Source organism: Photobacterium leiognathi (assembly GCF_030685535.1).
Lineage (GTDB): Bacteria > Pseudomonadota > Gammaproteobacteria > Enterobacterales > Vibrionaceae > Photobacterium > Photobacterium leiognathi.
Genome location: NZ_CP131601.1, coordinates 437,443 through 460,081 on the forward strand (window position 1 = coordinate 437,443; position 22,639 = coordinate 460,081).

Annotated in this window: 20 protein-coding genes and 16 tRNA genes; 6 read left to right on the forward strand and 30 right to left on the reverse strand. The window is 43.7% G+C overall.

What is annotated here, in order from left to right:
- Nucleotides 1-32: 32 nt before the first annotated feature.
- Entirely contained in the window at nucleotides 33-1,364 is a 1,332-nt protein-coding gene (locus Q7674_RS08940) for an IS4 family transposase (protein WP_045066500.1), read from the forward strand.
- 48 nt (nucleotides 1,365-1,412) lie between these two features.
- Here the strand turns inward: Q7674_RS08940 and panC are convergent, their stop codons facing one another.
- The 7 genes from panC to sfsA all read right to left on the reverse strand — a co-directional run bounded on the left by panC (nucleotide 1,413) and on the right by sfsA (nucleotide 7,583).
- Complete coding sequence (panC, locus tag Q7674_RS08945) at nucleotides 1,413-2,300, reverse strand: pantoate--beta-alanine ligase (RefSeq protein ID WP_045066300.1); 888 nt, start codon at nucleotides 2,298-2,300, stop codon at nucleotides 1,413-1,415.
- 10 nt (nucleotides 2,301-2,310) lie between these two features.
- Nucleotides 2,311-3,105 (reverse strand): 3-methyl-2-oxobutanoate hydroxymethyltransferase, encoded by a 795-nt coding sequence (gene panB, locus Q7674_RS08950; protein ID WP_008987944.1) that lies wholly within the window; start codon nucleotides 3,103-3,105, stop codon nucleotides 2,311-2,313.
- A 26-nt stretch (nucleotides 3,106-3,131) separates the two neighbouring features.
- Entirely contained in the window at nucleotides 3,132-3,617 is a 486-nt protein-coding gene (gene folK / locus Q7674_RS08955; RefSeq protein WP_008987945.1) for a 2-amino-4-hydroxy-6-hydroxymethyldihydropteridine diphosphokinase, read from the reverse strand.
- Nucleotides 3,614-4,999, reverse strand: coding sequence for a polynucleotide adenylyltransferase PcnB (pcnB, locus tag Q7674_RS08960; protein ID WP_305424122.1), 1,386 nt, complete (start codon nucleotides 4,997-4,999; stop codon nucleotides 3,614-3,616). Before pcnB ends, folK begins: the two co-directional genes overlap by 4 nt.
- A gap of 102 nt (nucleotides 5,000-5,101) precedes the next feature.
- A complete protein-coding gene (gene gluQRS / locus Q7674_RS08965; protein ID WP_045066301.1) occupies nucleotides 5,102-5,986 on the reverse strand; it encodes a tRNA glutamyl-Q(34) synthetase GluQRS in 885 nt (294 codons plus the stop codon).
- A gap of 304 nt (nucleotides 5,987-6,290) precedes the next feature.
- On the reverse strand, nucleotides 6,291-6,740 hold the full coding sequence (gene dksA, locus Q7674_RS08970) for an RNA polymerase-binding protein DksA (protein WP_008987948.1): 450 nt from the start codon (nucleotides 6,738-6,740) through the stop codon (nucleotides 6,291-6,293).
- Nucleotides 6,741-6,869: 129 nt separating this feature from the next.
- On the reverse strand, nucleotides 6,870-7,583 hold the full coding sequence (gene sfsA / locus Q7674_RS08975) for a DNA/RNA nuclease SfsA (protein ID WP_045066303.1): 714 nt from the start codon (nucleotides 7,581-7,583) through the stop codon (nucleotides 6,870-6,872).
- Nucleotides 7,584-7,697: 114 nt separating this feature from the next.
- Here sfsA and hrpB point away from each other — a divergent pair, with 114 nt between their 5' ends.
- Nucleotides 7,698-10,196 (forward strand): ATP-dependent helicase HrpB, encoded by a 2,499-nt coding sequence (gene hrpB, locus Q7674_RS08980; protein ID WP_305423583.1) that lies wholly within the window; start codon nucleotides 7,698-7,700, stop codon nucleotides 10,194-10,196.
- 113 nt (nucleotides 10,197-10,309) lie between these two features.
- Nucleotides 10,310-12,790: a penicillin-binding protein 1B gene (gene mrcB / locus Q7674_RS08985; RefSeq protein ID WP_305423585.1), complete on the forward strand. Its 2,481-nt coding sequence runs from the start codon at nucleotides 10,310-10,312 to the stop codon at nucleotides 12,788-12,790.
- Between the two features lie 129 nt (nucleotides 12,791-12,919).
- Here the strand turns inward: mrcB and Q7674_RS08990 are convergent.
- The 18 genes from Q7674_RS08990 to mutY all read right to left on the reverse strand — a co-directional run bounded on the left by Q7674_RS08990 (nucleotide 12,920) and on the right by mutY (nucleotide 16,753).
- Nucleotides 12,920-12,995 (reverse strand) — tRNA-Thr (locus Q7674_RS08990).
- A 47-nt stretch (nucleotides 12,996-13,042) separates the two neighbouring features.
- A tRNA-Phe gene (locus Q7674_RS08995) sits at nucleotides 13,043-13,118 on the reverse strand.
- A 57-nt stretch (nucleotides 13,119-13,175) separates the two neighbouring features.
- Nucleotides 13,176-13,251 (reverse strand) — tRNA-Thr (locus Q7674_RS09000).
- A 10-nt stretch (nucleotides 13,252-13,261) separates the two neighbouring features.
- Nucleotides 13,262-13,337: transfer RNA gene (locus Q7674_RS09005), tRNA-Asn, on the reverse strand.
- A 44-nt stretch (nucleotides 13,338-13,381) separates the two neighbouring features.
- A tRNA-Phe gene (locus Q7674_RS09010) sits at nucleotides 13,382-13,457 on the reverse strand.
- A gap of 54 nt (nucleotides 13,458-13,511) precedes the next feature.
- A tRNA-Thr gene (locus Q7674_RS09015) sits at nucleotides 13,512-13,587 on the reverse strand.
- Nucleotides 13,588-13,638: 51 nt separating this feature from the next.
- Nucleotides 13,639-13,714, reverse strand: a tRNA-Asn gene (locus tag Q7674_RS09020).
- Nucleotides 13,715-13,756: 42 nt separating this feature from the next.
- A tRNA-Phe gene (locus Q7674_RS09025) sits at nucleotides 13,757-13,832 on the reverse strand.
- A gap of 372 nt (nucleotides 13,833-14,204) precedes the next feature.
- Nucleotides 14,205-14,280: transfer RNA gene (locus Q7674_RS09030), tRNA-Asn, on the reverse strand.
- 44 nt (nucleotides 14,281-14,324) lie between these two features.
- Nucleotides 14,325-14,400: transfer RNA gene (locus Q7674_RS09035), tRNA-Phe, on the reverse strand.
- A gap of 57 nt (nucleotides 14,401-14,457) precedes the next feature.
- Nucleotides 14,458-14,533, reverse strand: a tRNA-Thr gene (locus tag Q7674_RS09040).
- A gap of 10 nt (nucleotides 14,534-14,543) precedes the next feature.
- Nucleotides 14,544-14,619 (reverse strand) — tRNA-Asn (locus tag Q7674_RS09045).
- A gap of 43 nt (nucleotides 14,620-14,662) precedes the next feature.
- A tRNA-Phe gene (locus Q7674_RS09050) sits at nucleotides 14,663-14,738 on the reverse strand.
- A gap of 54 nt (nucleotides 14,739-14,792) precedes the next feature.
- Nucleotides 14,793-14,868, reverse strand: a tRNA-Thr gene (locus Q7674_RS09055).
- A 51-nt stretch (nucleotides 14,869-14,919) separates the two neighbouring features.
- Nucleotides 14,920-14,995, reverse strand: a tRNA-Asn gene (locus Q7674_RS09060).
- Between the two features lie 42 nt (nucleotides 14,996-15,037).
- Nucleotides 15,038-15,113, reverse strand: a tRNA-Phe gene (locus Q7674_RS09065).
- A gap of 173 nt (nucleotides 15,114-15,286) precedes the next feature.
- Entirely contained in the window at nucleotides 15,287-15,559 is a 273-nt protein-coding gene (locus Q7674_RS09070) for an oxidative damage protection protein (RefSeq protein WP_008987952.1), read from the reverse strand.
- 129 nt (nucleotides 15,560-15,688) lie between these two features.
- Nucleotides 15,689-16,753, reverse strand: a complete 1,065-nt coding sequence (mutY, locus tag Q7674_RS09075; protein WP_045064310.1) for an A/G-specific adenine glycosylase — start codon at nucleotides 16,751-16,753, stop codon at nucleotides 15,689-15,691.
- Between the two features lie 284 nt (nucleotides 16,754-17,037).
- Here mutY and trmB point away from each other — a divergent pair, with 284 nt between their 5' ends.
- From trmB to Q7674_RS09090, 3 genes are all read left to right on the forward strand, one after another.
- Nucleotides 17,038-17,775, forward strand: a complete 738-nt coding sequence (trmB, locus tag Q7674_RS09080; RefSeq protein ID WP_008987954.1) for a tRNA (guanosine(46)-N7)-methyltransferase TrmB — start codon at nucleotides 17,038-17,040, stop codon at nucleotides 17,773-17,775.
- Nucleotides 17,776-17,888: 113 nt separating this feature from the next.
- On the forward strand, nucleotides 17,889-18,809 hold the full coding sequence (glsB, locus tag Q7674_RS09085; protein WP_008987955.1) for a glutaminase B: 921 nt from the start codon (nucleotides 17,889-17,891) through the stop codon (nucleotides 18,807-18,809).
- A 48-nt stretch (nucleotides 18,810-18,857) separates the two neighbouring features.
- Complete coding sequence (locus Q7674_RS09090) at nucleotides 18,858-19,274, forward strand: YggN family protein (RefSeq protein WP_045064312.1); 417 nt, start codon at nucleotides 18,858-18,860, stop codon at nucleotides 19,272-19,274.
- Between the two features lie 63 nt (nucleotides 19,275-19,337).
- Here the strand turns inward: Q7674_RS09090 and hemW are convergent, their stop codons facing one another.
- The 5 genes from hemW to Q7674_RS09115 all read right to left on the reverse strand — a co-directional run bounded on the left by hemW (nucleotide 19,338) and on the right by Q7674_RS09115 (nucleotide 22,630).
- On the reverse strand, nucleotides 19,338-20,501 hold the full coding sequence (gene hemW, locus Q7674_RS09095) for a radical SAM family heme chaperone HemW (protein WP_305423587.1): 1,164 nt from the start codon (nucleotides 20,499-20,501) through the stop codon (nucleotides 19,338-19,340).
- Nucleotides 20,502-21,095, reverse strand: a complete 594-nt coding sequence (locus Q7674_RS09100; protein WP_045064316.1) for an XTP/dITP diphosphatase — start codon at nucleotides 21,093-21,095, stop codon at nucleotides 20,502-20,504.
- Nucleotides 21,096-21,214: 119 nt separating this feature from the next.
- Nucleotides 21,215-21,640, reverse strand: a complete 426-nt coding sequence (locus Q7674_RS09105) for a DUF4426 domain-containing protein (protein ID WP_045064317.1) — start codon at nucleotides 21,638-21,640, stop codon at nucleotides 21,215-21,217.
- Between the two features lie 145 nt (nucleotides 21,641-21,785).
- The gene (gene yggU, locus Q7674_RS09110; RefSeq protein ID WP_023933571.1) at nucleotides 21,786-22,079 is read right to left on the reverse strand and encodes a DUF167 family protein YggU; all 294 of its coding nucleotides are present in this window, start codon (nucleotides 22,077-22,079) and stop codon (nucleotides 21,786-21,788) included.
- Entirely contained in the window at nucleotides 22,076-22,630 is a 555-nt protein-coding gene (locus tag Q7674_RS09115; protein WP_008987961.1) for a YggT family protein, read from the reverse strand. The genes yggU and Q7674_RS09115 overlap by 4 nt, the downstream gene beginning before the upstream one ends.
- Nucleotides 22,631-22,639 lie beyond the last annotated feature (9 nt).

Below are 22,639 nucleotides of genomic sequence, written 5' to 3' on the forward strand. Positions count from 1 at the left end.
CCCTCAGTTTTGCAAAACTGGGGGTATTTTTTATGTTGTCACATTGGCTCATTGATGTAGATGCGTTTGCAGCACCAGAATCACTCTCATTATTTCAAAGAGACTTACCTCTTGAGTGGATTCAACAAGCATTAGATGAAACCAATAAGGCCAGTATACGCAGACGAAAATTACCTGCGGAATTGGTTGTTTGGTTAATCGTTGGAATTGGCCTATATCGTAATAGATCGATAACCGATGTCTTGAATAAACTTGATTTGCAATTATCGCGATCACAAGGTGATTCTATTGCACCAAGTGCTATCCCTCAGGCGCGAAAACGATTGACAGCACAGCCTCTAAAAGCACTTTTCTCACTCACTGCCAAATATTGGACGAAAGCCGAAGATAGCGGAGACACATGGAAAGGCTTACGCCTTTTCTCTGTCGATGGAACTCAATTTAGAAGTCATGATACTCCAGAATTAGCGAGTCACTTTCAGTATGTCAAACACGGTAAGATACAGCATACAGAATACCCTATCGTCAGGTTATGTGCTTTATGCTCCCTTCGTAGTCGATTAATACACAACGTAGCATTTGGTCCCAGCAATATTGGTGAAGAGAACTATGCTAAACAGCTTATATCCTCAATAACGCCAGATTCTTTAACTATTTTTGACCGATGTTATCTTGGCGCCGAGTTGATGATTAATTGGCAACGTCAGCATGATTCGAGTCATTGGATGACTCCAATTAAATCAAATACGCGATATACCGTCATTAAGCAGCTTGATGAAGCAGGACGAGATTTGATTGTAGAAATGGATGTATCCAAATATGCAAGAGCTAAAGACCCAAGCCTTCCTGAAAAATGGCAAGCTCGATTAGTGCTTTATCCAGAAAAAACTCAAAAATATCATATCCAAGGGCTTCTTACTTCCTTAGTTGGTGAGCATTATAGCTATCAAGCTTTGCTTGATGTTTATTTCGAACGTTGGGAGATAGAAAACAGTTATGGTGAAATAAAACATGACATGCTTGAAGATGAAATATTATTGCGTAGTCAATCAGTAGAAGGTATTGAGCAAGAAATATGGGGAATATTGATAGCTTATAATCTTGTTCGCTTAGAAATAAGTAGAATAGCGGCAGAAGCGAATGTTTCACCATTACGGATAAGTTTTATGATGGCGTTAAGAGATATTCAAGATGAATTAATGTGGTGTGCCATCGCTTCGCCAGGTTCAATTCCTCAAAAACTGAGAGCAATGAGAAAACAAGTAAAGCGTTACATATTACCTGAAAGAAAAAAACGGCCCAAGCAGAGAGCCGTTCGTATCAATAAAACTCGTTATCCAGTTCGTTCCAAACACCTTAAGTGATAGGTGTTAGCTCATGTGAGCGGTATTTTTTTGCTAATGCATTAATGCTTATTCAGCCACATCTTCATCTGAGTTTTGTGTTGGGCCTAAATCAACCACTTGGTTGTCGATTAGGCGCACTTTACCCAATTGAGAAGACATTAAGATCACCGCTTGTTGGGTCTCTTCTGTCACTGGTAGTAGTGTTACTGCATCGCGAATAAAGCATTTGTCAGGCTGTAGACCTGCTGCACGTAACTGATCATTAGCATCAATCACTAGTTCGTCGTAATCAGTACGGCCACCACGCATTTGGCTGCTGATCCAACGCATAGTACGAGCGATCACAGGTGCACGCTGGCGCTCGTCAACGGTTAGTTTGCCATTGCGAGAGCTCATGGCTAAGCCATCCATTTCACGTACAGTCGGTACGCCAACGATCTTGATGTCTAGAGCTAGGTCGATCACCATTTGACGAATTAACGCCAACTGTTGGAAATCTTTCTCGCCAAAACAGGCAACATCAGGCTGAACAATATTAAAAAGTTTATTAACGATGGTTGCCACGCCACGGAAATGACCTGGACGCAGTTCGCCTTCAAGGATGCTAGATAGGCCTGGAACTTCAACAAAAGTTTGGTTCTCAATGCCAGCTGGATACATGATCTCTGGTGTTGGCGTAAACACCACATCAACCATATTTTGCTCATGCAGTTTGGCAATATCTTGTTCTAGCGTACGTGGATACGTTTGAAGATCTTCAGCTTTATCAAACTGCATTGGATTAACAAAGATACTAGCAACAACAACATCGGCATGTTTGCGCGCTTTACGCATTAGCGTTAAGTGGCCTTCATGCAAGTTACCCATAGTTGGAACAAAAGCGATACGACGACCCTCACGGCGCCAGGTACGAATTTGCTCTCTTAGTGGGGCAATTTCGGCGAATGTTTGCATCTCTTATTCCTTATTCAAAAGTATGTTGCGGTCCTGGGAATTCACCCGTTTCAACATCTTTAATATATTTAGTGACGGCCTCACGCATGTCGCCAGTTTCTGCTAGGAAGTTCTTTGAAAACTTCGGCATGTAGTTAGCAGAAATACCGAACATATCGTGCATAACTAGAATTTGACCATCGGTGCTATTACCAGCACCAATGCCGATGACGGGAATATCAACCGCTTTGGTAATGCGCTCAGCAAGGCTTGCAGGAACACACTCAAGTACAATGATTTGAGCGCCAGCATTCTTTAAGACAATAGCGTCTTTGACCATTTGCTCGGCTTTATCGATATCACGACCTTGGACTTTGTAACCGCCGAAAATGTTAACAGATTGCGGGGTTAAACCAAGGTGAGCACACACAGGAACGGCACGTTCAGCTAGCATAGAAATGGTATCTGCTAGCCATGCACCGCCTTCTAGTTTGACCATGTTTGCACCAGCTCGCATTAGCTTAGCTGCGTTTTCGCAAGCTTGCTCTGGTGTTGCATAACTCATAAATGGCATATCTGCCATCAGTAATGCATTAGGGCTTCCCGCACGTACACTACGCGTGTGGTAAGCAATATCTTCTACCGTCACAGGAAGCGTATCTTCACGGCCTTGTAAAACCATGCCAAGAGAATCACCAACCAGCATAACTGGCATTTCCTGTTGCTCAAATAATTGAGCGAAACTCGCATCGTATGCGGTAACAGATGCGAACTTACGACCTTCTTGCTTCCATTTCATGAGATCGTTGATAGTAATTTTCTTCATAGCTTCTCCTCGCCCTGATAGATTTTTTATTTTTGCCAGATAGCTAAGCCATTGAGGTCTACCTGATCCAATAGAGTGGATAAAGAAGTGTTGTCAGGTAGGATTAACTTAGGGCTGATCTCAGCTAACGGATAAAGCACAAATTCTCGTACTTTCATGCCGTAATGGGGAACGGTTAAACGTTCGCAATGGTGTTCAAGATCACCATAGAGCAGAATGTCGAGATCCAAGGTTCTTGGTCCCCAACGTTCATCTTTGCGCACTCGACCATGTTCAAGCTCAATCGCTTGGGTTTGATCGAGTAAAGCCAGCGGCGCTAATTCGGTATCGATAGCGACGACGGCGTTAATGTAGTCTGGTTGGTTTTGTGGTCCCATCGGGGTACTGCTGTACAGCGATGATACGGCAACCACCGTCATATCTGGATGTGCTTTTAATGCATCAATGGCGCTATTAGCTTGGGCGATCGGATCGCCCAAGTTACTGCCAATCGCGATATAGGCTCGGATCATGATGATTTTGGCTGCGGTTTTTTACGTCGTTGCTGAGGACGGCGACGACGTGGGCGGCGGTTACCACCTTCATTAACATTCATGACCATTTTGCCGCGTTGATTACGATCGGTATTTTGGAACTCTGCCCACCACTGTGCTAGCTCTTTAATGTCATGACCTTCAAATAGGGCACGCATTTCTAAGAAATCGTAGGCAGCGCGGAACTTTGGATGCTCCATGGTCTTAAAGGCACGTTTACCACTGCGACGGGCAAAGCGTAGTTGTTGCTGCCAAATATCGCGTACAGTAGTGGTATGACGGCGTGGGATCGCAATGGTGCGAACTTGATCATCAAGAATATCGTTACTTGCGACCATAAAGGCATCGTAGAACGATAAGCCGCTAGCAAAAGAGACTTCTTCCGCGCGGATCATCATTGGATACCACAGCATTGCAGCATAGATAAACGCAGGATTAACACGTTTATCTTCGGCAATACGCTTATCCGTTGATGCCAAGATATGCTCAATCATCTTCTCTGTTTGGCTGCTTTGATCTTCGGTAAAGTGATCCGCCAAAATAGGGAAAAGTTGCTGGAATAGGTTATATTCGCGCAGCATGCGGTAGGTTTCTAAACCTTGGCCTGATTGCAGCAGTTTTAAACTTTCTTCAAACAAACGCGCTGCAGGAATATCTTGCAGTAATGATGAAAGCTCTTGGATTGGTGCTGCTGTTGCAGGATCGATATCCATGTCCAGTTTCACCGCAAAACGGACTGCACGTAGCATACGCACAGGATCTTCACGGTAACGGGTTTCTGGATCACCCATTAGGCGTACGATGCGATTATTTAAATCTTCAACACCGTTTGCATAATCGGTAACAGTGAAATCTTTGACGCTGTAGTACAGGGCATTGATAGTAAAGTCACGGCGTTCTGCATCTTCATCGATGGTGCCATAGACGTTATCTCGAAGTAGCATACCTTCACGGTTGCGTGAAGAAATTTGTGGCTTCTGTTTGCTGTCTTTCGGGATTGTTGCTTGTACTGGTGCATCGGAGTGGTGACCACGGAAAGTGGCAACTTCGATAATGTCACGTCCAAATAGGATATGGGCAAGACGGAAACGGCGACCAATTAAACGACAGTTACGGAATAGCTTTTTGATCTCTTCTGGCGTTGCATTGGTAGCAATATCAAAATCTTTTGGTTGTTTGTCTAGCAGTAAATCACGTACGCCGCCACCTACTAAGTAAGCGTCGTAACCGACTTTATTTAGACGATATAGTACTTTCAGCGCATTTTCGCTGATATCTTTACGTGAAATGCTGTGCTCTTGGCGTTGGTAAACTTGCAAAGTTTGTTCCTCTGGAACGCGAGTACTACTGTCGCGATTCAATACTTTACGGCAAAAGCTGGCTACTCGATTAAAGATAATACACCCCATTATGTGCATCTGGTTCAACAAACAGCCGTATATAATATATCACGGCAGACTATTTTAGAATGCTAGTGTGATAGCAGTTGTTTTTGGTAGCTTATCTAGCTGCCAGTGCGCAACGCCCCACATTAAAATTTCTTCTACAGTGTGTGCAGCAAGATCTGCTGGTGGCGCAAGGCCTAAAAACTGTAGCGCTGCAACCAAGGCTGGACGCGGATTGGTTTTATCAATCGCAGGCGCATGGTTCTGTTTCGACAACTTATTGCCGTTTTCAGTAACAGCGAGCGGCAAGTGCAAATAACTCACTAGGGTATGACCAAGTTGCTGGTATAAACCGATTTGACGACCTGTTGGTTCTATTAAATCAGCACCACGAACAACTTCAGTGATCCCTTGTTCGATATCATCGAGCACAACCGCAAGATTGTAAGCAAATAACCCGTCTCGACGTCGAATGATAAAATCTTCTCCTGCCAGTGACTCTGGTAGAGCGATTCGACCATGTAATTGATCATCGAAAGCAACGATAGGTGTGTCCACTTTTAATCGCACAGCGCTGTCTTTTGGCTGTTGATTGAGGTGACGACAAGTACCTGGGTAAAAACCGCCAGCTTCTTTGATTGCTTTACGACTACATTGGCAATAATAAGCATCGCCTTGGGCTAACCATTGGTCGATTTGACCTTGGTAAGCATCATGACGTTGGCTTTGATACATCAGTTCACCATCCCAACAGAAGCCATAAGCTTCTAATGTGCGCAGAATATCATCGGCAGCACCGGGCATTTCTCGAGGTGGATCAAGATCTTCAATTCTGACAATCCATTTACCTTGGTGTGACTTAGCTTGTAAGTAACTTCCCAAGGCGGCAATGAGTGAGCCGAAATGAAGCGGTCCTGACGGTGATGGCGCAAAGCGTCCTACATATTGGTTCGTCTGTGTCATAAATCATGAGCAAAAAAGTTGCCTAGACCTGATAGGGCGTTAGGCACGGCATTAACATATGTTGACCAGAGCTAGGGGTACTGCAACAAGGCAAATCCTCCAAACTGAGTAAGACTCTTATACAAGAGCCTTATTCAGTTTGGTGCGAGCTAATCTGTGGGCTGGTTAAGCGTGATCAGGGCGCAAGCTATGGTCGACATGGATAGGGTGCAAAAAAGTGCACCACATTAAATCGCACGCTAGTGTAAACGAAAGAGGGAGCTTTCGCTCCCTCTAAAATTAGGCATTAACGCAGGCGACGGAATTAGCCAGCCATTTGCTTTTCTTTGATCTCTGCAAGAGTTTTACAGTCGATACAAAGTTCAGCAGTTGGACGTGCTTCTAGTCGACGAATACCGATCTCGATACCACAAGAATCACAGAAGCCGAAATCGTCTTCTTCAATGCGCTTCAATGTTTTCTCGATCTTTTTGATCAGTTTACGTTCACGGTCACGGTTACGTAACTCAAGACTGAATTCTTCTTCCTGAGCTGCACGATCCACAGGATCTGGGAAGTTAGCCGCTTCGTCTTGCATGTGGTTTACTGTACGATCAACTTCTTCACGAAGCTGATTACGCCATGCTGAAAGAATCTTATGGAAGTGGGCACGTTGTGCTTCACCCATATACTCTTCACCAGCTTTTTCCTGGTAAGGTTCAACCCCAGCAATAGCCAGGATGCCTAGTGATTTTTTAACGTTGGTCTCTGGCATATAGCATCTCCTAATGTACCTAATAACCGTCACTGGTTAATTTTGGGCGGTATCTATAGCAGAAAGGTTTGGCTGTGGCAATTACTGTCTTTCTTCAATTCTATACCAATGTGAAGAAAGCATCACTTTTCAGTTCGAGTGACGAAATTCTATACAATTGGACAGTGTTATTTGCTCTATATCGAGATCTGCTTTGTAGCAGATAACCTCAACCCCTGCCTTTACTGCTTGTTTGAGTAATTGAGCGTATATCGGATCGATATGATCTGCGACCGAAACGCTATCAATTCCTGAATGTAATACTGCAAAAAATAGTACTGATCTGTAGCCTTGCTCTACCATTTCGGTGAGCTCTCTCAAGTGTTTTTGTCCACGAGTGGTCACGGCATCAGGGAAATAACCTTGTCTATTTTCCCCTAATAAGGTGACGCTTTTTACTTCAATATAGCAGGGTGGACGGGTTTCTGATTCAAGTAATAGATCAATTCGACTATTTTCAGCGCCATATTTCACTTCTGCTCGCAGTGATGTGTAACCTGTTAGCTCATCAATTACGTCATTACGAATCGCTTCTTCCACTAATCGATTGGCTTGTGCTGTGTTGACACAAATCCAATCATTACTGAGTGTTTGGGTGAGCTCCCAACTATTAGGGTACTTACGTTTTGCGTTATCTGATGTGGAATACCAAACAGTGCTACCCGGTTCGGCACAGCCTGTCATTGCCCCTGTGTTAGCACAGTGGATGGTACGAACGTCATTATTATCAAGCTCTATATCGGCTAAAAAACGCTTATAACGTTTAATAAGTTTGCCCGCTTGTAAAGGTTGCGCAAATTTCATAGTTCTCTCGATGGCTGATGATTGTTTTTCGTTATAAATTGCCTTTTCGCTACAATAGCATTTAAAGGCACTGGCATTAGCCGATTCATTCGATCATGACATAAGGTACCTAGATTGTCACAACTCCCTATTGAAGACGTTTTACCTGACTTGTTTGCAGCATTAAACACGCACTCACAATTGATTTTAAAAGCCCCTCCGGGCGCAGGTAAATCCACCTATCTTCCTCTTTCATTACTACAGCAAAAAGCCTTTTCTGGACGTATTGTGATGTTAGAACCAAGACGTTTAGCGGCAAGAAATATTGCCAGCTTTTTAGCGCGTCAGTTAGGAGAAAAAGTCGGGGAAACTGTTGGCTTGCGGGTTCGTGGTGAAACCAAGGTCAGTGCTAACACTAAGCTTGAGATTGTCACAGAGGGGGTGATGACCCGAATACTGCAACAAGATCCTGAGCTTATAGGCATTGATTTGCTGATCTTCGATGAATTTCATGAGCGCTCTATTCACGCCGATACCGCATTGGCGTTAGCACTCGAAGTACAACAAGCGCTGCGTGATGATTTAACGGTGTTGGTAATGTCGGCAACCTTATCGCAGCAAGAACTGATGACGTTATTGCCAGAGGCGAGTTATATCGAATCGCAAGGACGTTGTTTCCCTGTTGAATATCGTTATAGCGGCACTATCGAATCCCGTGATCTGATTGAGAAAATGGCGCAAGCGATTTGTCAGCTATTGGATAATGAAAAGGGCTCCATGCTGGTGTTCTTACCTGGTGTCGGTGAAATCAAACGTTTAGAACAATTGTTACTAGAACGTTTAGATAACAAAACATTGCTTTGCCCGTTATATGGTCAATTAAATATTGAGCAGCAGCAACAAGCGATCAGTGCACCAACCAATGGACAACGTAAAGTGGTATTGGCAACCAATATCGCGGAAACCAGTTTAACCATTGAAGGTATTCGCTTGGTGGTTGATAGCGGTTTAGAGCGCATTGCGCAGTGGGACCCTAAAACTGGGATCAGTCGCTTACAACAAGTACGTATTGCACAATCGTCGGCAGAGCAACGAGCAGGTCGTGCTGGGCGATTAGAAGCGGGTATTTGTCTGCGCATGTACAGTGAAGATCAGTTACAACGCCAACCTGCCACACCACAGCCTGAAATTTTGCGAAGTGATCTAACCTCATTGGCGATGGAGCTAGTGCAATGGGGTTGTAACGATCCAGCTGAGTTGCAATGGCTAGATCTACCGCCAGCCATTGCCTTGCAACAATCTCGTGAATTATTAGTACAACTTGGCGCTATAGATAGCCGAGGGCAGCAAACTGAGCGTGGACAATTAATTCAATCTTTAGGTGCTGAGCCTCGTCATGCCGCTATCTTAGCGTTTGCGCTTGAGCTGTATCGTGAGCAATCCGATGCGACAATATTATCAATGGCTGCCATGTTAATTGCTTTACTCGAAGATCCGCCTAGAGCAATGGATAATCCCGATCTCGCATTCCAACTACATTTATTGGAAAGCCAGAAACTTACTAAAGCTGGGCATTATCGTCAGCGAGCAATACAAACGCAGCAAAAGCTCCATCAACAGCTAGATATTAAATTAAAGAGTGCTTCGTTGATGGTGAATAACCAATGGTTGGGCGCATTACTGGCTGCGGGATTTCCTGATCGTATAGCAATGACCCGTAACCATGATGGGCGTTATCAGCTGTCTAATGGTCAAGGCGTGATGCTTGAGGTTGATCTGAGCTTAGCATCAGAGCAAACCTTAGTGGTTGCCGATGTGGTCAAAACACGCCAAGGGGATAGTCGAGTTTTCTCAGCTGTTGCAGTCGATATTTCACAGTTGCAACAAGTGCATCCTCAACTCTTCATTGCGCAAGATTGGCTCGATTGGGATGATAAGAAAGGGCGATTAAGCGCCGAACATCGTGTTTACTGCGGAAAGCTAATTATAAGCCGAGATATTGCGCCAGAACCTGATCCAGCCCTCGCCAGTGAAGCTTTGGTGAATGCGATTAAGCGTAAAGGGTTAAGCGTATTGAATTGGACGGATAAAGCCCATTCACTCTTAACCCGTGCCCGTTGTGCCGCACAATGGTTACCTGAGTTAAACCTTCCAGCATTAGATGACGAGAGTTTACTTATTGCAGCTGATACATGGTTACTGCCCTATATGAATGGGATCAAGACCATGAAAGGCGTAGCGAAAGTTGATGTATTAGCCGCCTTAGAAGCATATTTAGGTTGGGATATAAAACAACAGATTGATTTGCTACTGCCAACGCATTATCAAGTGCCAACAGGGTCTAATATAGTGATCCGTTATCATGAGCAACAACAGCCAGTGCTTGCGGTGAAATTACAGGAAATGTTTGGTGAAAAAGCGTCGCCTTGTATTGCTAATGGCAAAGTAGCCTTAGTCCTTGAGTTGCTATCTCCAGCACAGCGACCGTTACAAATTACCCAAGACTTAGCGGCATTTTGGCAGGGCTCATACAAAGAAGTGCAGAAGGAAATGAAAGGACGTTATCCCAAGCATCCATGGCCGGATGATCCCGCCAATCATATTCCAACTCGCAAAACGAAAAAATATATGTAGCAATAGACCTGTATATATAATCAGGTATAGTGTTCAATAATTATCAAATCACATGTATAGGAGCAGTATTATTTGCTCCTATTTTATATAGGAATGACATTAGTTGACGCATTATGATTAAGTTGTCTCTTCATCTACAGTCAAGAAAACATGTCGCACCGCCGAAAGACAGTGGCGGGAAAAAGCCGACGACACCTCGAAAAAAAACACCTGTAAAACCAAAGCCTACCGAAAAAAAGCCAACTAAGCGCACGACAACGAGTGCGACAAGAAAGACGCCAGCAAAAAAAACGCCTGCGAAGAAAACCAAAAAGACCACCAAAAAAGATCGCCCATGGCTTAAAAAACTTGGCTGGCTAGGCTTTAAAATTGGTTTAGTGGTAGTGGCTGCGATGTTGGTGGTCGGGATTTATTTAGACACGATTGTGCGCAATAAAATGGACGGTCAAATTTGGGATTTACCGTCTGTTGTGTATGGTCGAGTGTTAACGCTTCGCCCTGATCAACATATCAGTATTATGGATGTGCGCCGTGAATTAGATTTATTGAAATACCACAAAGTGCGCACACCAACCCGTATAGGGGAATATTCTGCTTCATCAACGCGCATTGAATTGATCCGACGTCCGTTTGATTTTCCTGAAGGGGCTGAGAAAAAAAGTCATGTGTTGCTGACTTTTTCTGGTAACAACCTAGTAAGCATAAAAGACTTAACCACTAAACGCTTGTTAGGTTATTTCAACATTGAACCTAAAATGCTCGGTATGCTTGGCCTTTCAGGCAATGAGCAGCGCATCTTTATGAAGCGTGATGAGTTCCCACCGTTATTAATTGATGCATTACTGGCAACGGAAGATAGAGATTTCTATCAACATGATGGTGTTTCACCGTTAGCTATCATTCGTGCCATGTTTGTTAACTTACGTGCAGGTCGCACTGTACAAGGTGGTAGTACTTTAACCCAGCAGTTAGCGAAGAACTTATTTTTAAGCCGTGAACGTAGTCTATGGCGTAAAGTTCGTGAAGCCTATATTGCCGTGATCATTGATTATCGCTATAGCAAGGATCGGGTATTAGAAGCTTACCTTAACGAAATCTATCTCGGTCAAAATGGCGGTAAAGAGGTACATGGTTTCCCATTAGCAGCAAGACTGTATTTTGGTCGTCCGTTGGATGAGTTAACACCTGCACAGTTAGCCATGCTGGTGGGCATGGTGAAAGGGCCTTCTCAGTTTAACCCTTGGCGACATCCAGAGCGTACGCTAGAGCGTCGTGATTTGGTGTTAAGCCTTCTGCTTAAAAACAACACCCTGACAGGTGCTGAATATGAAGCTGCAGCTTCAAGCCCATTAGGCGTACAAAAGACACCGAAGATCGCTAGTCGTCAGCCTGCTTATTTCCAGCAACTACAACGTGAGTTAGAGCGTGATGTCGGTGATATTTATAAGTCAGGTAAAGGTCTTCGTATCTTTAGTACCTTAGACCCATTATCACAGCAATCAGCAGAGCAAAGTGTTGCTGCAATGGTGCCAAAGCTAAATAAAAAAGCAGGACTGAAAGTTGAAACGGCAATGGTGGTTGTTGATCGCCTAAGTGGAGAAGTGCGCGCTATTGTTGGTGGTAGTCGCCCAGGTTATGCAGGTTTTAACCGTGCGTTAGATGCCAGTCGTCAAATTGGTTCATTGGCAAAACCTGCGGTTTATTTAACGGCATTGAGCGAGCCTAATAAATTTAATCTAGCAACCAACTTGGATGATAAGTCGATTGTATTACGTGGCAGCAAAGGCACTACATGGCGTCCACGAAATTACGATCGTAAGTTTAGAGGCCAAGTGCCGCTTTATTATGCACTTGCCAATTCATTGAATGTGCCAACGGTAAATCTTGGTTTAAAAGTTGGGCTGGGAAGTGTGATTAATACCATGAGCAAACTTGGTATTGATCGCGATGAAATTCCTAAACTGCCATCAATTCTGCTAGGTTCATTTACCTTATCACCTTATGAGGTGGCACAAATGTTCCAGACTATAACCAGTGGTGGGCGTAAAGCTGATTTAACTGCGCTACGAGCGGTAGTCGATCAGAAAGGTAGAATTCTTTATCAGAACTATCCGAAAGCTGCTCAGGTAGTGCCAGAGCAGGCTGCGTGGCTCACTACGTATGATATGAAGCGTGTGGTTAGCCAAGGCACCGCACGTTACTTACAAAGTAAGTTCAGCGCGGCAAAATTGGCCGGTAAAACAGGAACAACGGATAAGAACCGTGATAGCTGGTTCGCAGGTGCTGATGGTCATGAAGTGGCAGTTGTGTGGGTTGGGCGTGATGATAATACTCCAGTGCGTTTAACGGGCTCTAGTGGTGCTTTACGTATTTATGCTGATTACCTCACGCGTAGAAAACCTGCACCACTAACTTTGCCGTGGCCGAAACAGATCACAACCATAAAATACGATAAGCAAGCCAATGGCACATTAACACCAAACTGTAACGGTAGTGTCTCATTGCTAGTTTGGGATAAAGATGGGCAATTAAAAGCGCAGTGTTCAAGCAATAAACCTGCCGCTTGGATCACTAATATGTTTACAGGTAGTTAATCTATCAGTATTGCTTAAAGCCTCGCTCATGTAGCGGGGCTTTTTTCTATCTGAAAGGGGAGTGATGATTAGAAGAGGTGATTTTCTTTAGACGAAAAAAAACCTCACCAAAGATGAGGTTTCAAAAGATGGTGCCGACTACCGGAGTCGAACTGGTGACCTACTGATTACAAGTCAGTTGCTCTACCTACTGAGCTAAGTCGGCACGTTTTGTTCTTTTTGTCATAACGTCAATAACGTTACTTTTTAATATGGTGCCTCGAGGCGGAATCGAACCACCGACACGAGGATTTTCAATCCTCTGCTCTACCGACTGAGCTATCGAGGCAGAAGTAGTGATGGTTAAGTCTCTACTTTTGCATTCTTACGTGAGTAAGAAAATAAATGGTGCCGACTACCGGAGTCGAACTGGTGACCTACTGATTACAAGTCAGTTGCTCTACCTACTGAGCTAAGTCGGCACACTTTATTTGGCTCCTCCTGCTGGACTTGAACCAGCGACATACGGATTAACAGTCCGCCGTTCTACCGACTGAACTAAGGAGGAATTGTACTTTTTATCTTACTCGATTAAATCAAGTGAGATGAATATGGTGCCTCGAGGCGGAATCGAACCACCGACACGAGGATTTTCAATCCTCTGCTCTACCGACTGAGCTATCGAGGCAAAAATACGAAATTAATCGTTGTTTTGCATTTCTTACCGAAGTAAGAGAATAAATGGTGCCGACTACCGGAGTCGAACTGGTGACCTACTGATTACAAGTCAGTTGCTCTACCTACTGAGCTAAGTCGGCACACTATATTCTTTTTTATTTCTCCGCTCAATGAGCCAAGAAACTAAATAGTGGCTCCTCCTGCTGGACTTGAACCAGCGACATACGGATTAACAGTCCGCCGTTCTACCGACTGAACTAAGGAGGAACAGATTGTGGTTGCTTGCACCAAACTTCGAAAGGGAAGTGATGGTGCCTCGAGGCGGAATCGAACCACCGACACGAGGATTTTCAATCCTCTGCTCTACCGACTGAGCTATCGAGGCAACGGAGCGCATTAAAAAGGTTTTCGCTCTTTTCGTCAATGCTTTTTTTTCAAATAATTATCAACCTTGTCTTTTTTATCCCGTTTGTTTGAAAAGTGAGCTTTTATTAAGGGTTACAGTGATGTTATGGCTGAAAAAGAGAATAAATATAAGGAATTTATGAAGCTTAAGTTTGGGATGTTTTCACCTGTTTAAGAGAAAAATATGGCATAAAAATGAGAAATAAGCACAAAGCAGAAAGATAAAAAGAGGCGAAGCTAGAGAGGGGAGTGAGAACTAAAGAGATGTGAGTGGAAGAAATATGACTGAACGTATTGATTACGCCAAATTACAGGCGAAAAAAAACCTTGTCTTGCGACAAGGTTTCTTAACTGGCTCCTCCTGCTGGACTTGAACCAGCGACATACGGATTAACAGTCCGCCGTTCTACCGACTGAACTAAGGAGGAATCGTACTTTTTATCTTACTTGATAAAATCAAGTAAGATGAATATGGTGCCTCGAGGCGGAATCGAACCACCGACACGAGGATTTTCAATCCTCTGCTCTACCGACTGAGCTATCGAGGCAGAAGTAGCGATGGTTAAGTCTCTACTTTTGCATTCTTACCTAAGTAAGAAAATAAATGGTGCCGACTACCGGAGTCGAACTGGTGACCTACTGATTACAAGTCAGTTGCTCTACCTACTGAGCTAAGTCGGCACACTTTATTTGGCTCCTCCTGCTGGACTTGAACCAGCGACATACGGATTAACAGTCCGCCGTTCTACCGACTGAACTAAGGAGGAATTGTACTTTTATCTTACTCGATTAAATCAAGCGAGATGAATATGGTGCCTCGAGGCGGAATCGAACCACCGACACGAGGATTTTCAATCCTCTGCTCTACCGACTGAGCTATCGAGGCAAAAACACGAAGTTAATCGATGTTTTGCATTTCTTACCGAAGTAAGAGAATAAATGGTGCCGACTACCGGAGTCGAACTGGTGACCTACTGATTACAAGTCAGTTGCTCTACCTACTGAGCTAAGTCGGCACACTATATTCTTTTTTATTTCTCCGCTCAATGAGCCAAGAAACTAAATAGTGGCTCCTCCTGCTGGACTTGAACCAGCGACATACGGATTAACAGTCCGCCGTTCTACCGACTGAACTAAGGAGGAACAGATTGTGGTTGCTTGCACCAAACTTCGAAAGGGAAGTGATGGTGCCTCGAGGCGGAATCGAACCACCGACACGAGGATTTTCAATCCTCTGCTCTACCGACTGAGCTATCGAGGCAACGGGGCGCTATTAAAAGGGTTTTAAGCCTTTTCGTCAACACTTTTTTCAAGAAAAAATGATAAATGTAGTTGTTTGTTGTCTTTTTGTTCGTTGTGATGTTGTTTTGATATTCATTTGTGAGATTTCATCAATTTAAAGTCGATTGTTGATGAAATCTCGATAACGAATTTTTATTTTTCTGGCGGTGTGTAACCGTCGATTACCACGTCTTGACCTTCAAATAAAAACTTCACCATTTCAGCTTCAAGCAATTGGCGGTGTTCTGGGTTCATCATGTTCAACTTTTTCTCGTTGATTAACATGGTTTGCTTACCTTGCCATTCAGCCCATGCTTGCTTAGAAATATTGTCAAAAATACGTTGGCCTAGTTCACCTGGGTATAGTTGAAAATCTAAACCTTCAGCTTCTTGTTTTAGTCGAGCACAAAAAACAGTACGACTCATGAAATATTCCTTACTTTTGCTCGCTGAATTTCACGCTCAGCGAAAATGAGTGATTAATTGATAGTTATACCAGAGTCAGTGACGGGCATCTAGCGCCACTGACGGGAATAAAACCGCTAAAAATTAGGGCTATTTTCCGTTTACTAACTGGTATGCCAAGCTTTCTAATATTTTTTGCACGGGTGCAGCTAAACCGACTTTTGCCGGATTTTCGAGATCATACCATTGCCCAGCATTGTCATTAATGACGTTAGGCTCGGCAGATAACTCATACAGCATAGGGACAATATCAAGGTGATAATGGCTAAATGTGTGGCGAAATGCGGTTAACTGCTGATTATTTTTGATCAAATTTTGCTGCTGACCGAGCTGCTTTTCTAGCAGTGGTGCTAGATCATCACTATCGTGTTGTGGAAAGCACCATAAGCCGCCCCAAATTCCCACTTGTGGACGTTGCTCTAACCAAACCTTGTTGCCATGTTGCAAGATAGCGAACCATGTTTGCTTTTCTGGCATGGTCTTTTTCGGTTTTTTGCCAGGAAAATCCATTTGCCGTTGTTGGGCTAAAGCGAGACATTGGTTGCTTACTGGGCATAACTCACACTTGGGTTTACTGCGAGTACAGATCATCGCCCCCATGTCCATCATAGCTTGGTTATAACGCTCAACCCCATCTGCTGGTGTGTTGGTTTCAGCAATCTCCCATAAGTTATTTTCTACAGGTTTCTTACCAGGCCAACCTTCCACTGCATAACAACGTGAAAGTGTACGTTTAACGTTCCCATCTAAGATTGGGTGATGTTGACCTAAGGATAGCGATAACACCGCTCCTGCAGTTGATCGCCCAATCCCCGGTAGGGCTTGTACTTGATCGATATCGGTTGGGAAAACACCGTTATGATCGCTGACGATCATTTTTGCCGCTTTGTGTAAGTTACGGGCACGAGCGTAGTAGCCCAGTCCTGTCCATAGGTGTAGCACTTCATCTTGTTCGGCGGCTGCCAAGTCTTGCACCGTTGGGAAGCGTTCCATAAAGCGCTCAAAGTAGGGGATCACGGTGGCAACTTGAGTTTGTTGCAGCATGATTTCAGACAGCCAAACTTTGTATGGGGTTTTATTTTGTTGCCAAGGTAGGGTTTTACGGCCGAATTTGTCGTACCACGCTAAGATGGCATCGGAAAATGACGTACTCAATGTTGTGCTCACTTTACAATGTGTTGTTATTTGTCACTCGCTGTACGAAGAGATTCGATACTTTGTTTAATGACAAGCAACGATTTTGTTATTTTTGCTGCGAGGTGAAAATTGGTGTCCGCCAGTGCAATCACTTATACTGCAAGCGGAGGTGCAGCGTTATTTATTGTCTATTTTGGACAAGATTGCACCATAAACTGGCTATTGTCGCAATCGATAGACTTGAATTGAGTCTATAACTTTGGATAATGCCGTTCCGTTTCTTTTTTGTTTGGATAGTTAGCATGAGCGAAGTTTCAAAGAAGTCAGGCGAAGTGACCCTGACTGAATTTACCGAAGATGGCAAGCTGGTTCGTAAGATCCGTAGCTTTGTTCGTCGTGAAGGCCGTTTAACTAAAGGCCAAGAAAATGCGATGGAAAACAACTGGCCAACTATGGGTATTGATTTCGCCAAGCAAATGCTGGACTGGAAAGAAGTATACAACCGTGAAGCGCCAGTAGTTCTTGAAATCGGTTTTGGTATGGGCGCATCATTAGTTGAAATGGCTAAAAATGCCCCTGAGAAAAACTTCATCGGTATCGAAGTGCATAGCCCTGGTGTTGGTGCGTGTCTAATGGGTGCAGAAGAAGCTGGTTTAACTAACCTACGTGTAATGTGTCACGACGGTGTGGAAGTGTTTGAACACATGATCCCAGACGGTAGCCTAGATACAGTGCAGTTATTCTTCCCAGATCCTTGGCACAAAGCGCGTCACCATAAGCGTCGTATCGTTCAGCCTGAGTTTGCTGAAATGCTACGTAAGAAGCTTAAAATTGGTGGTATTTTCCATATGGCAACAGACTGGGAAAATTACGCAGAACATATGGTTGAAGTAATGGATGCAGCACCTGGTTACCGTAACACGGCAACAGATGGTCCTTACATTGATCGTCCAGAAGATCGTCCACTAACCAAGTTTGAAGCACGTGGTCACCGTTTAGGTCACGGCGTTTGGGATATGAAGTACGCGCGTACTGAGTAATCACCATTCAGCACTATTAGCGAAGAGATCGTATATTTGATCCTATTACGCTGTAGAGAATTAATTAAAAAGCCAACCTAGTGTTGGCTTTTTTGCCCTTGGAGAAAAGAGAAATGAAGCCAACTGCTGCATTGCTAAATGAAGTGTTAGAAGAAGTGAGACCATTGATTGGTCAGGGAAAAGTTGCTGATTACATTCCTGCTCTAGCCAGCGTACCTGCTAATAAATTGGGTATTGCTGTGTGTTACAACGATGGTGAAATTATTCAAGCTGGTGACAGTGAAGAAGGTTTTTCTATTCAATCGATCTCCAAGGTGCTTTCGCTGACATTAGCTATGACGTTATATGAGCCAGATGAGTTATGGTCTCGTGTTGGTAAAGAGCCGTCGGGTCAAGCCTTTAACTCAATGATCCAGCTTGAATTAGAAAAAGGTATTCCACGTAACCCGTTTATTAACCCTGGTGCGATTGTTGTCTCAGACATGCTACACAGTCGCTTATGTGCACCACAATATCGGATGCTAGAGTTAGTAAGAGAGCTTTCTTGCAACCCTAACATTGTTTACGACAAAGTGGTGGCAAGCTCTGAAATGCAACATAGCGATCGTAATGCTTCTATTGCTTATTTGATGCGCTCATTTGGCAACTTTGAAAATGAAGTCATGCCTGTGCTAACTAACTATTTTAGCTACTGTGCGCTTAAGATGAGCTGTGTGGATTTAGCGAGAACGTTTAGTTATTTAGCAAATAAAGGGCTTCCTTTAGGCGCGAAAAAAAGAATTATCAGCCAGACTAAAAGTAAGCATATAAATGCATTGCTTGCGACTTGTGGTTTGTACGATGGCGCAGGTGAATTTGCTTACCGTGTAGGTATGCCAGGTAAATCTGGTGTCGGTGGGGGCATTGTTGCGATTGTACCGGGTGAAATGACGATCGCTGTTTGGTCGCCAGAGCTTGATCAATCCGGTAATTCTGTTGCAGGGACTGCAGCGTTAGAAAAATTATCAGAGCGTATTGGACGTTCTATTTTTTAGTGAGTACGTATAGTTGATGTTGCGATGCTCACATTAGGGGAGGATCGTATGTTAATGAATAAATGTATTTACGGATTAAGAACATCGATACAAGGTGCTTTACTTGCAGCTTTTGGGTTTATCAGTTCTGCTGTATTTGCCAGTGAATGTGATCCACAGTGGCATAACTCACTGAGTTTAAATGAAGGGCGATTAACCTTAGTGCAAGGAGAGCGAGAATTTAGTATTGATGCCAATGGGCAGATGTACTTTGATGTTCATAAAATTGAACTCAGCTCCAAGCAAACTGAGCTATTATCTGATTACTATGAGATTTTAGATAATGATCTGCCTTATTTGTTATCGCACTCTCAGCGTATTGATAAGCAAGTTTGTGAATTTGTTTCGCTACGAATAGAACAAGAACAACGCCTACAAGATGCGATCCCAGCACTAAAAAATTGGCGTAGCGTAACATTAAATTAGTCAGCGTTTGAAAAGAAAAAGCGAGCATGAGTAATCACTCAATGCTCGCTTTTTTATTGGCTGTTATTCGTCGTCATCTTCGACAAAAGCGGCTAATAAATCATTAAGGAACAGTTTACCGTGCTCGGTAATTTGCCATTGCTCGCCAGTATCTTGCAGGTAATTTTGCGAAATTGCCCAATCAATGGCTGGCTCAATACTTGATAGCGGTAAGCCCGTACGAGTTGGGTAGTCTTGTTTTGGACAGGCTTCTAGCAAGCGAAAACGGTTCATAAAGAACTCAAAAGGACGCTCACAGTCAGCCACATTGGTTTCTTGTGTCAGGTAAGGTTTATCAGCCTGTAAATACCCACGAGGATGTTTGACTTTAACTGTGCGGATAATACGACCGTCTTCAAAACTGATCTTACCGTGAGCTCCACAACCAATCCCTAAGTAATCACCAAAACGCCAGTAGTTCAGGTTATGCTGGCATTGTTTTCCTGGCTTGCTATAGCCAGAAATTTCGTACTGTTGATAACCTGCTTCTGTAAGTAGTTGATGACCTTGCTCAAAAATATCCCAAAGATCGTCATCGTCAGGTAGCGTGGGTGGCTTTGAGTAATACAAAGTATTAGGCTCAATCGTCAGTTGATACCAAGATAGATGAGGTGGATCGAGTGCGATCGCTTGCTTTAGATCGCTGATCGCATCTTCAACACTTTGATCTGGTAGACCATGCATAAGATCGACATTAAAGCTGTTTAATCCCGCATCCTTTGCAAGCCCAGCAGCACGAATCGCTTCATCTGCGCCATGAATACGGCCAAGACGTTCAAGTTTTTCATTTTGAAAGCTTTGAATACCAATTGAAATACGGTTTACACCTGCTTGGCGATAGGCATCAAAACGTCCCGCTTCCACTGTGCCGGGATTGGCTTCCATAGTGATTTCAATGTCATCACTAAAGGGAATGCGCTGCTCAATAGCTGTTAATAAACGACCAATTTCGCTTGGTGAGATCAGGCTTAGGGTGCCGCCACCAATAAAAATAGAGTGCAGTGGACGTACACCGTTTACTAATTGATAAGCGCTGAGATCGGTTTCAAGATCGTCAATTAACGCATCAATGTAATCGAGCTCAGGGAGTTCTGTCTTTAGTGCGTGTGAGTTGAAATCGCAGTAAGGGCATTTCTGCACACACCAAGGAATGTGAACATATAAGCTGAGCGGTGGAGGTACCAACATTTATTGTGCCTTTAGTGCGCTAAATAGTTGCTGTAGGGCTTTACCACGGTGTGATAGTTGTTTTTTACGAGCAGGAGCAAGCTCTGCAGATGCACATTGATCTTCTGGTACCCAGAATACGGGATCGTAACCAAAACCGTTTTCGCCATGACGTTCAGTTAAAATGCTGCCTTCCCAAGAGCCGTGACAAACCAGAGGTGTTGGATCATTTTCGTGGCGCATCATCACAAGTACACAATGAAAACGTGCCGTGCGTTGATCTTCTGGTACGTCTTTCATTTCAGCTAATAGCTTATCAATGTTGTCTGCATCAGATGCGTCTTCACCTGCAAAGCGTGCTGAGTAAATACCCGGTGCACCTTTAAGAAAATCCACTTCTAAACCTGAATCATCCGCAATGGCAGGAAGACCGGTTTCTTTTGCCGCGTGACGGGCTTTGATGATGGCATTTTCGATAAATGTTGTGCCCGTTTCTGCCACGGAAGAGACGTTATAATCACTTTGAGCGACCACATCAAAACCAAAATCAGCCAGTAAATCGGCCATTTCTTTTACTTTGCCTTGGTTGCCTGTTGCTAGTACAAGTTTACTCATTTTGATGCCTTTTGATCGTCAAGCTCTCTAAATAATGGCGGCTATAATAGCGGTTGTTTAGCCAATAAAAAAGGCGCGGATGCGCCTAGTGAGTGTAGCTATGATCAAACGAGTTCTGTTTATTTATCGACAAAGAAGGTTTGTTTAAACGTTAGGGTTTCTTTTTTGCCGTTGTAGAAAATATTGATCTTAAAATCGAGGGTTTCGTCGTTGGTGTGCTTAAATTGTGCAATAGAATAAATCGCTTTCCCTTCTTTGATTTCTCTAAAGGTTAAGGTTTTCTGTTGACCTAATATGTTACTTGCTGTGCCTGTTAACTGAGCAGAGACCGCTGGTTTACCTTCTTTGCTGGTATCGAAAACGGAAATATTAATCAGTGCGCCATAACGGCTACGTTGAATTTTATAGTGACTGGCAATGTCTGGGGTTAAAAACGTTGATGCGAAGCTAGAGTAATGCACTTCTAAATCGCCAAAACGTTTAAGTTGCTCAGCAGTACTCGGTAGGCTGAAGACGAGCAACAGTAGGCTAAATAAGGCTTTCATTGTTGTATCCTTTCTGTTCAGTATTTCACTGAATACTTCCTTTAAGTGTAGCGTTTACCGCTAGCTATTTTGATTGTAGCGAAGTGTTACCACATAAAAAAAGCGAATACCTAAATTAGATATTCGCTTTGTTGTGCTGATCAAATTACATCAGGTTTTCGATCTCATTGGGTATCGCTTTCGGCGCTTCAATCCGTACTTGCTTGTGACGTCCTTGTAAGCCTTTTTCGACATGGATCAGCCCTTTAGCAACCTTGAATTGTTTCGAGAGGTATTTCACTAAATGGGCGTTGGCTTTGCCATCGACAGGCGGGGCTGTGATGGCAATTTTAATTTCGTCACCGTGCAAACCAACGATCTGATCACGGCTTGCTTTGGGTTGGATATAAAGTCGAACGATGAGATCGTCACCATCCTGATGGATCGCTTTTTCTGTCACAGCATGTACCAAACATTACCTACAACAGAGCCCATTGCGTAGTTGGCAAACTGCAGCGCAATGAAGATCACTAAGATACTTAAATCTAAGCCGCCCATCGCAGGAAGAATACGACGCACAGGTGCCATTAGTGGCTCTGTAAGTTGATACATTACGTATTCCATTGGGCTACGGCCTTGGCTCACCCAACTTAGGATTGCACGGATCAGTAGTACCCAGAACAGTAGACTACCTGCAGCTTTTAATAGTGCGAGCAAGCCTAAGAACAAGAAGCTTGGCTCAAAAATAACGCCACCGCTACTGATGGAAATAATGATGAGGAACTTGGCAACACAGAGTACGTAAGCAAACAATACAGTTGCCATATCTAATGAACCAATTGATGGGATCACGCGGCGAAGCGGTGCAACAATTGGCTGGGTTGCTTTAACGATAAATTGTGAGAATGGGTTATAGAAGTCAGCACGTGACCATTGTAACCAAACTCGTAATAACACCACCATGATGTATAAATCAAAGGCGGTTTGAACTAAATAAACGAATGGATTCATAGATAAACC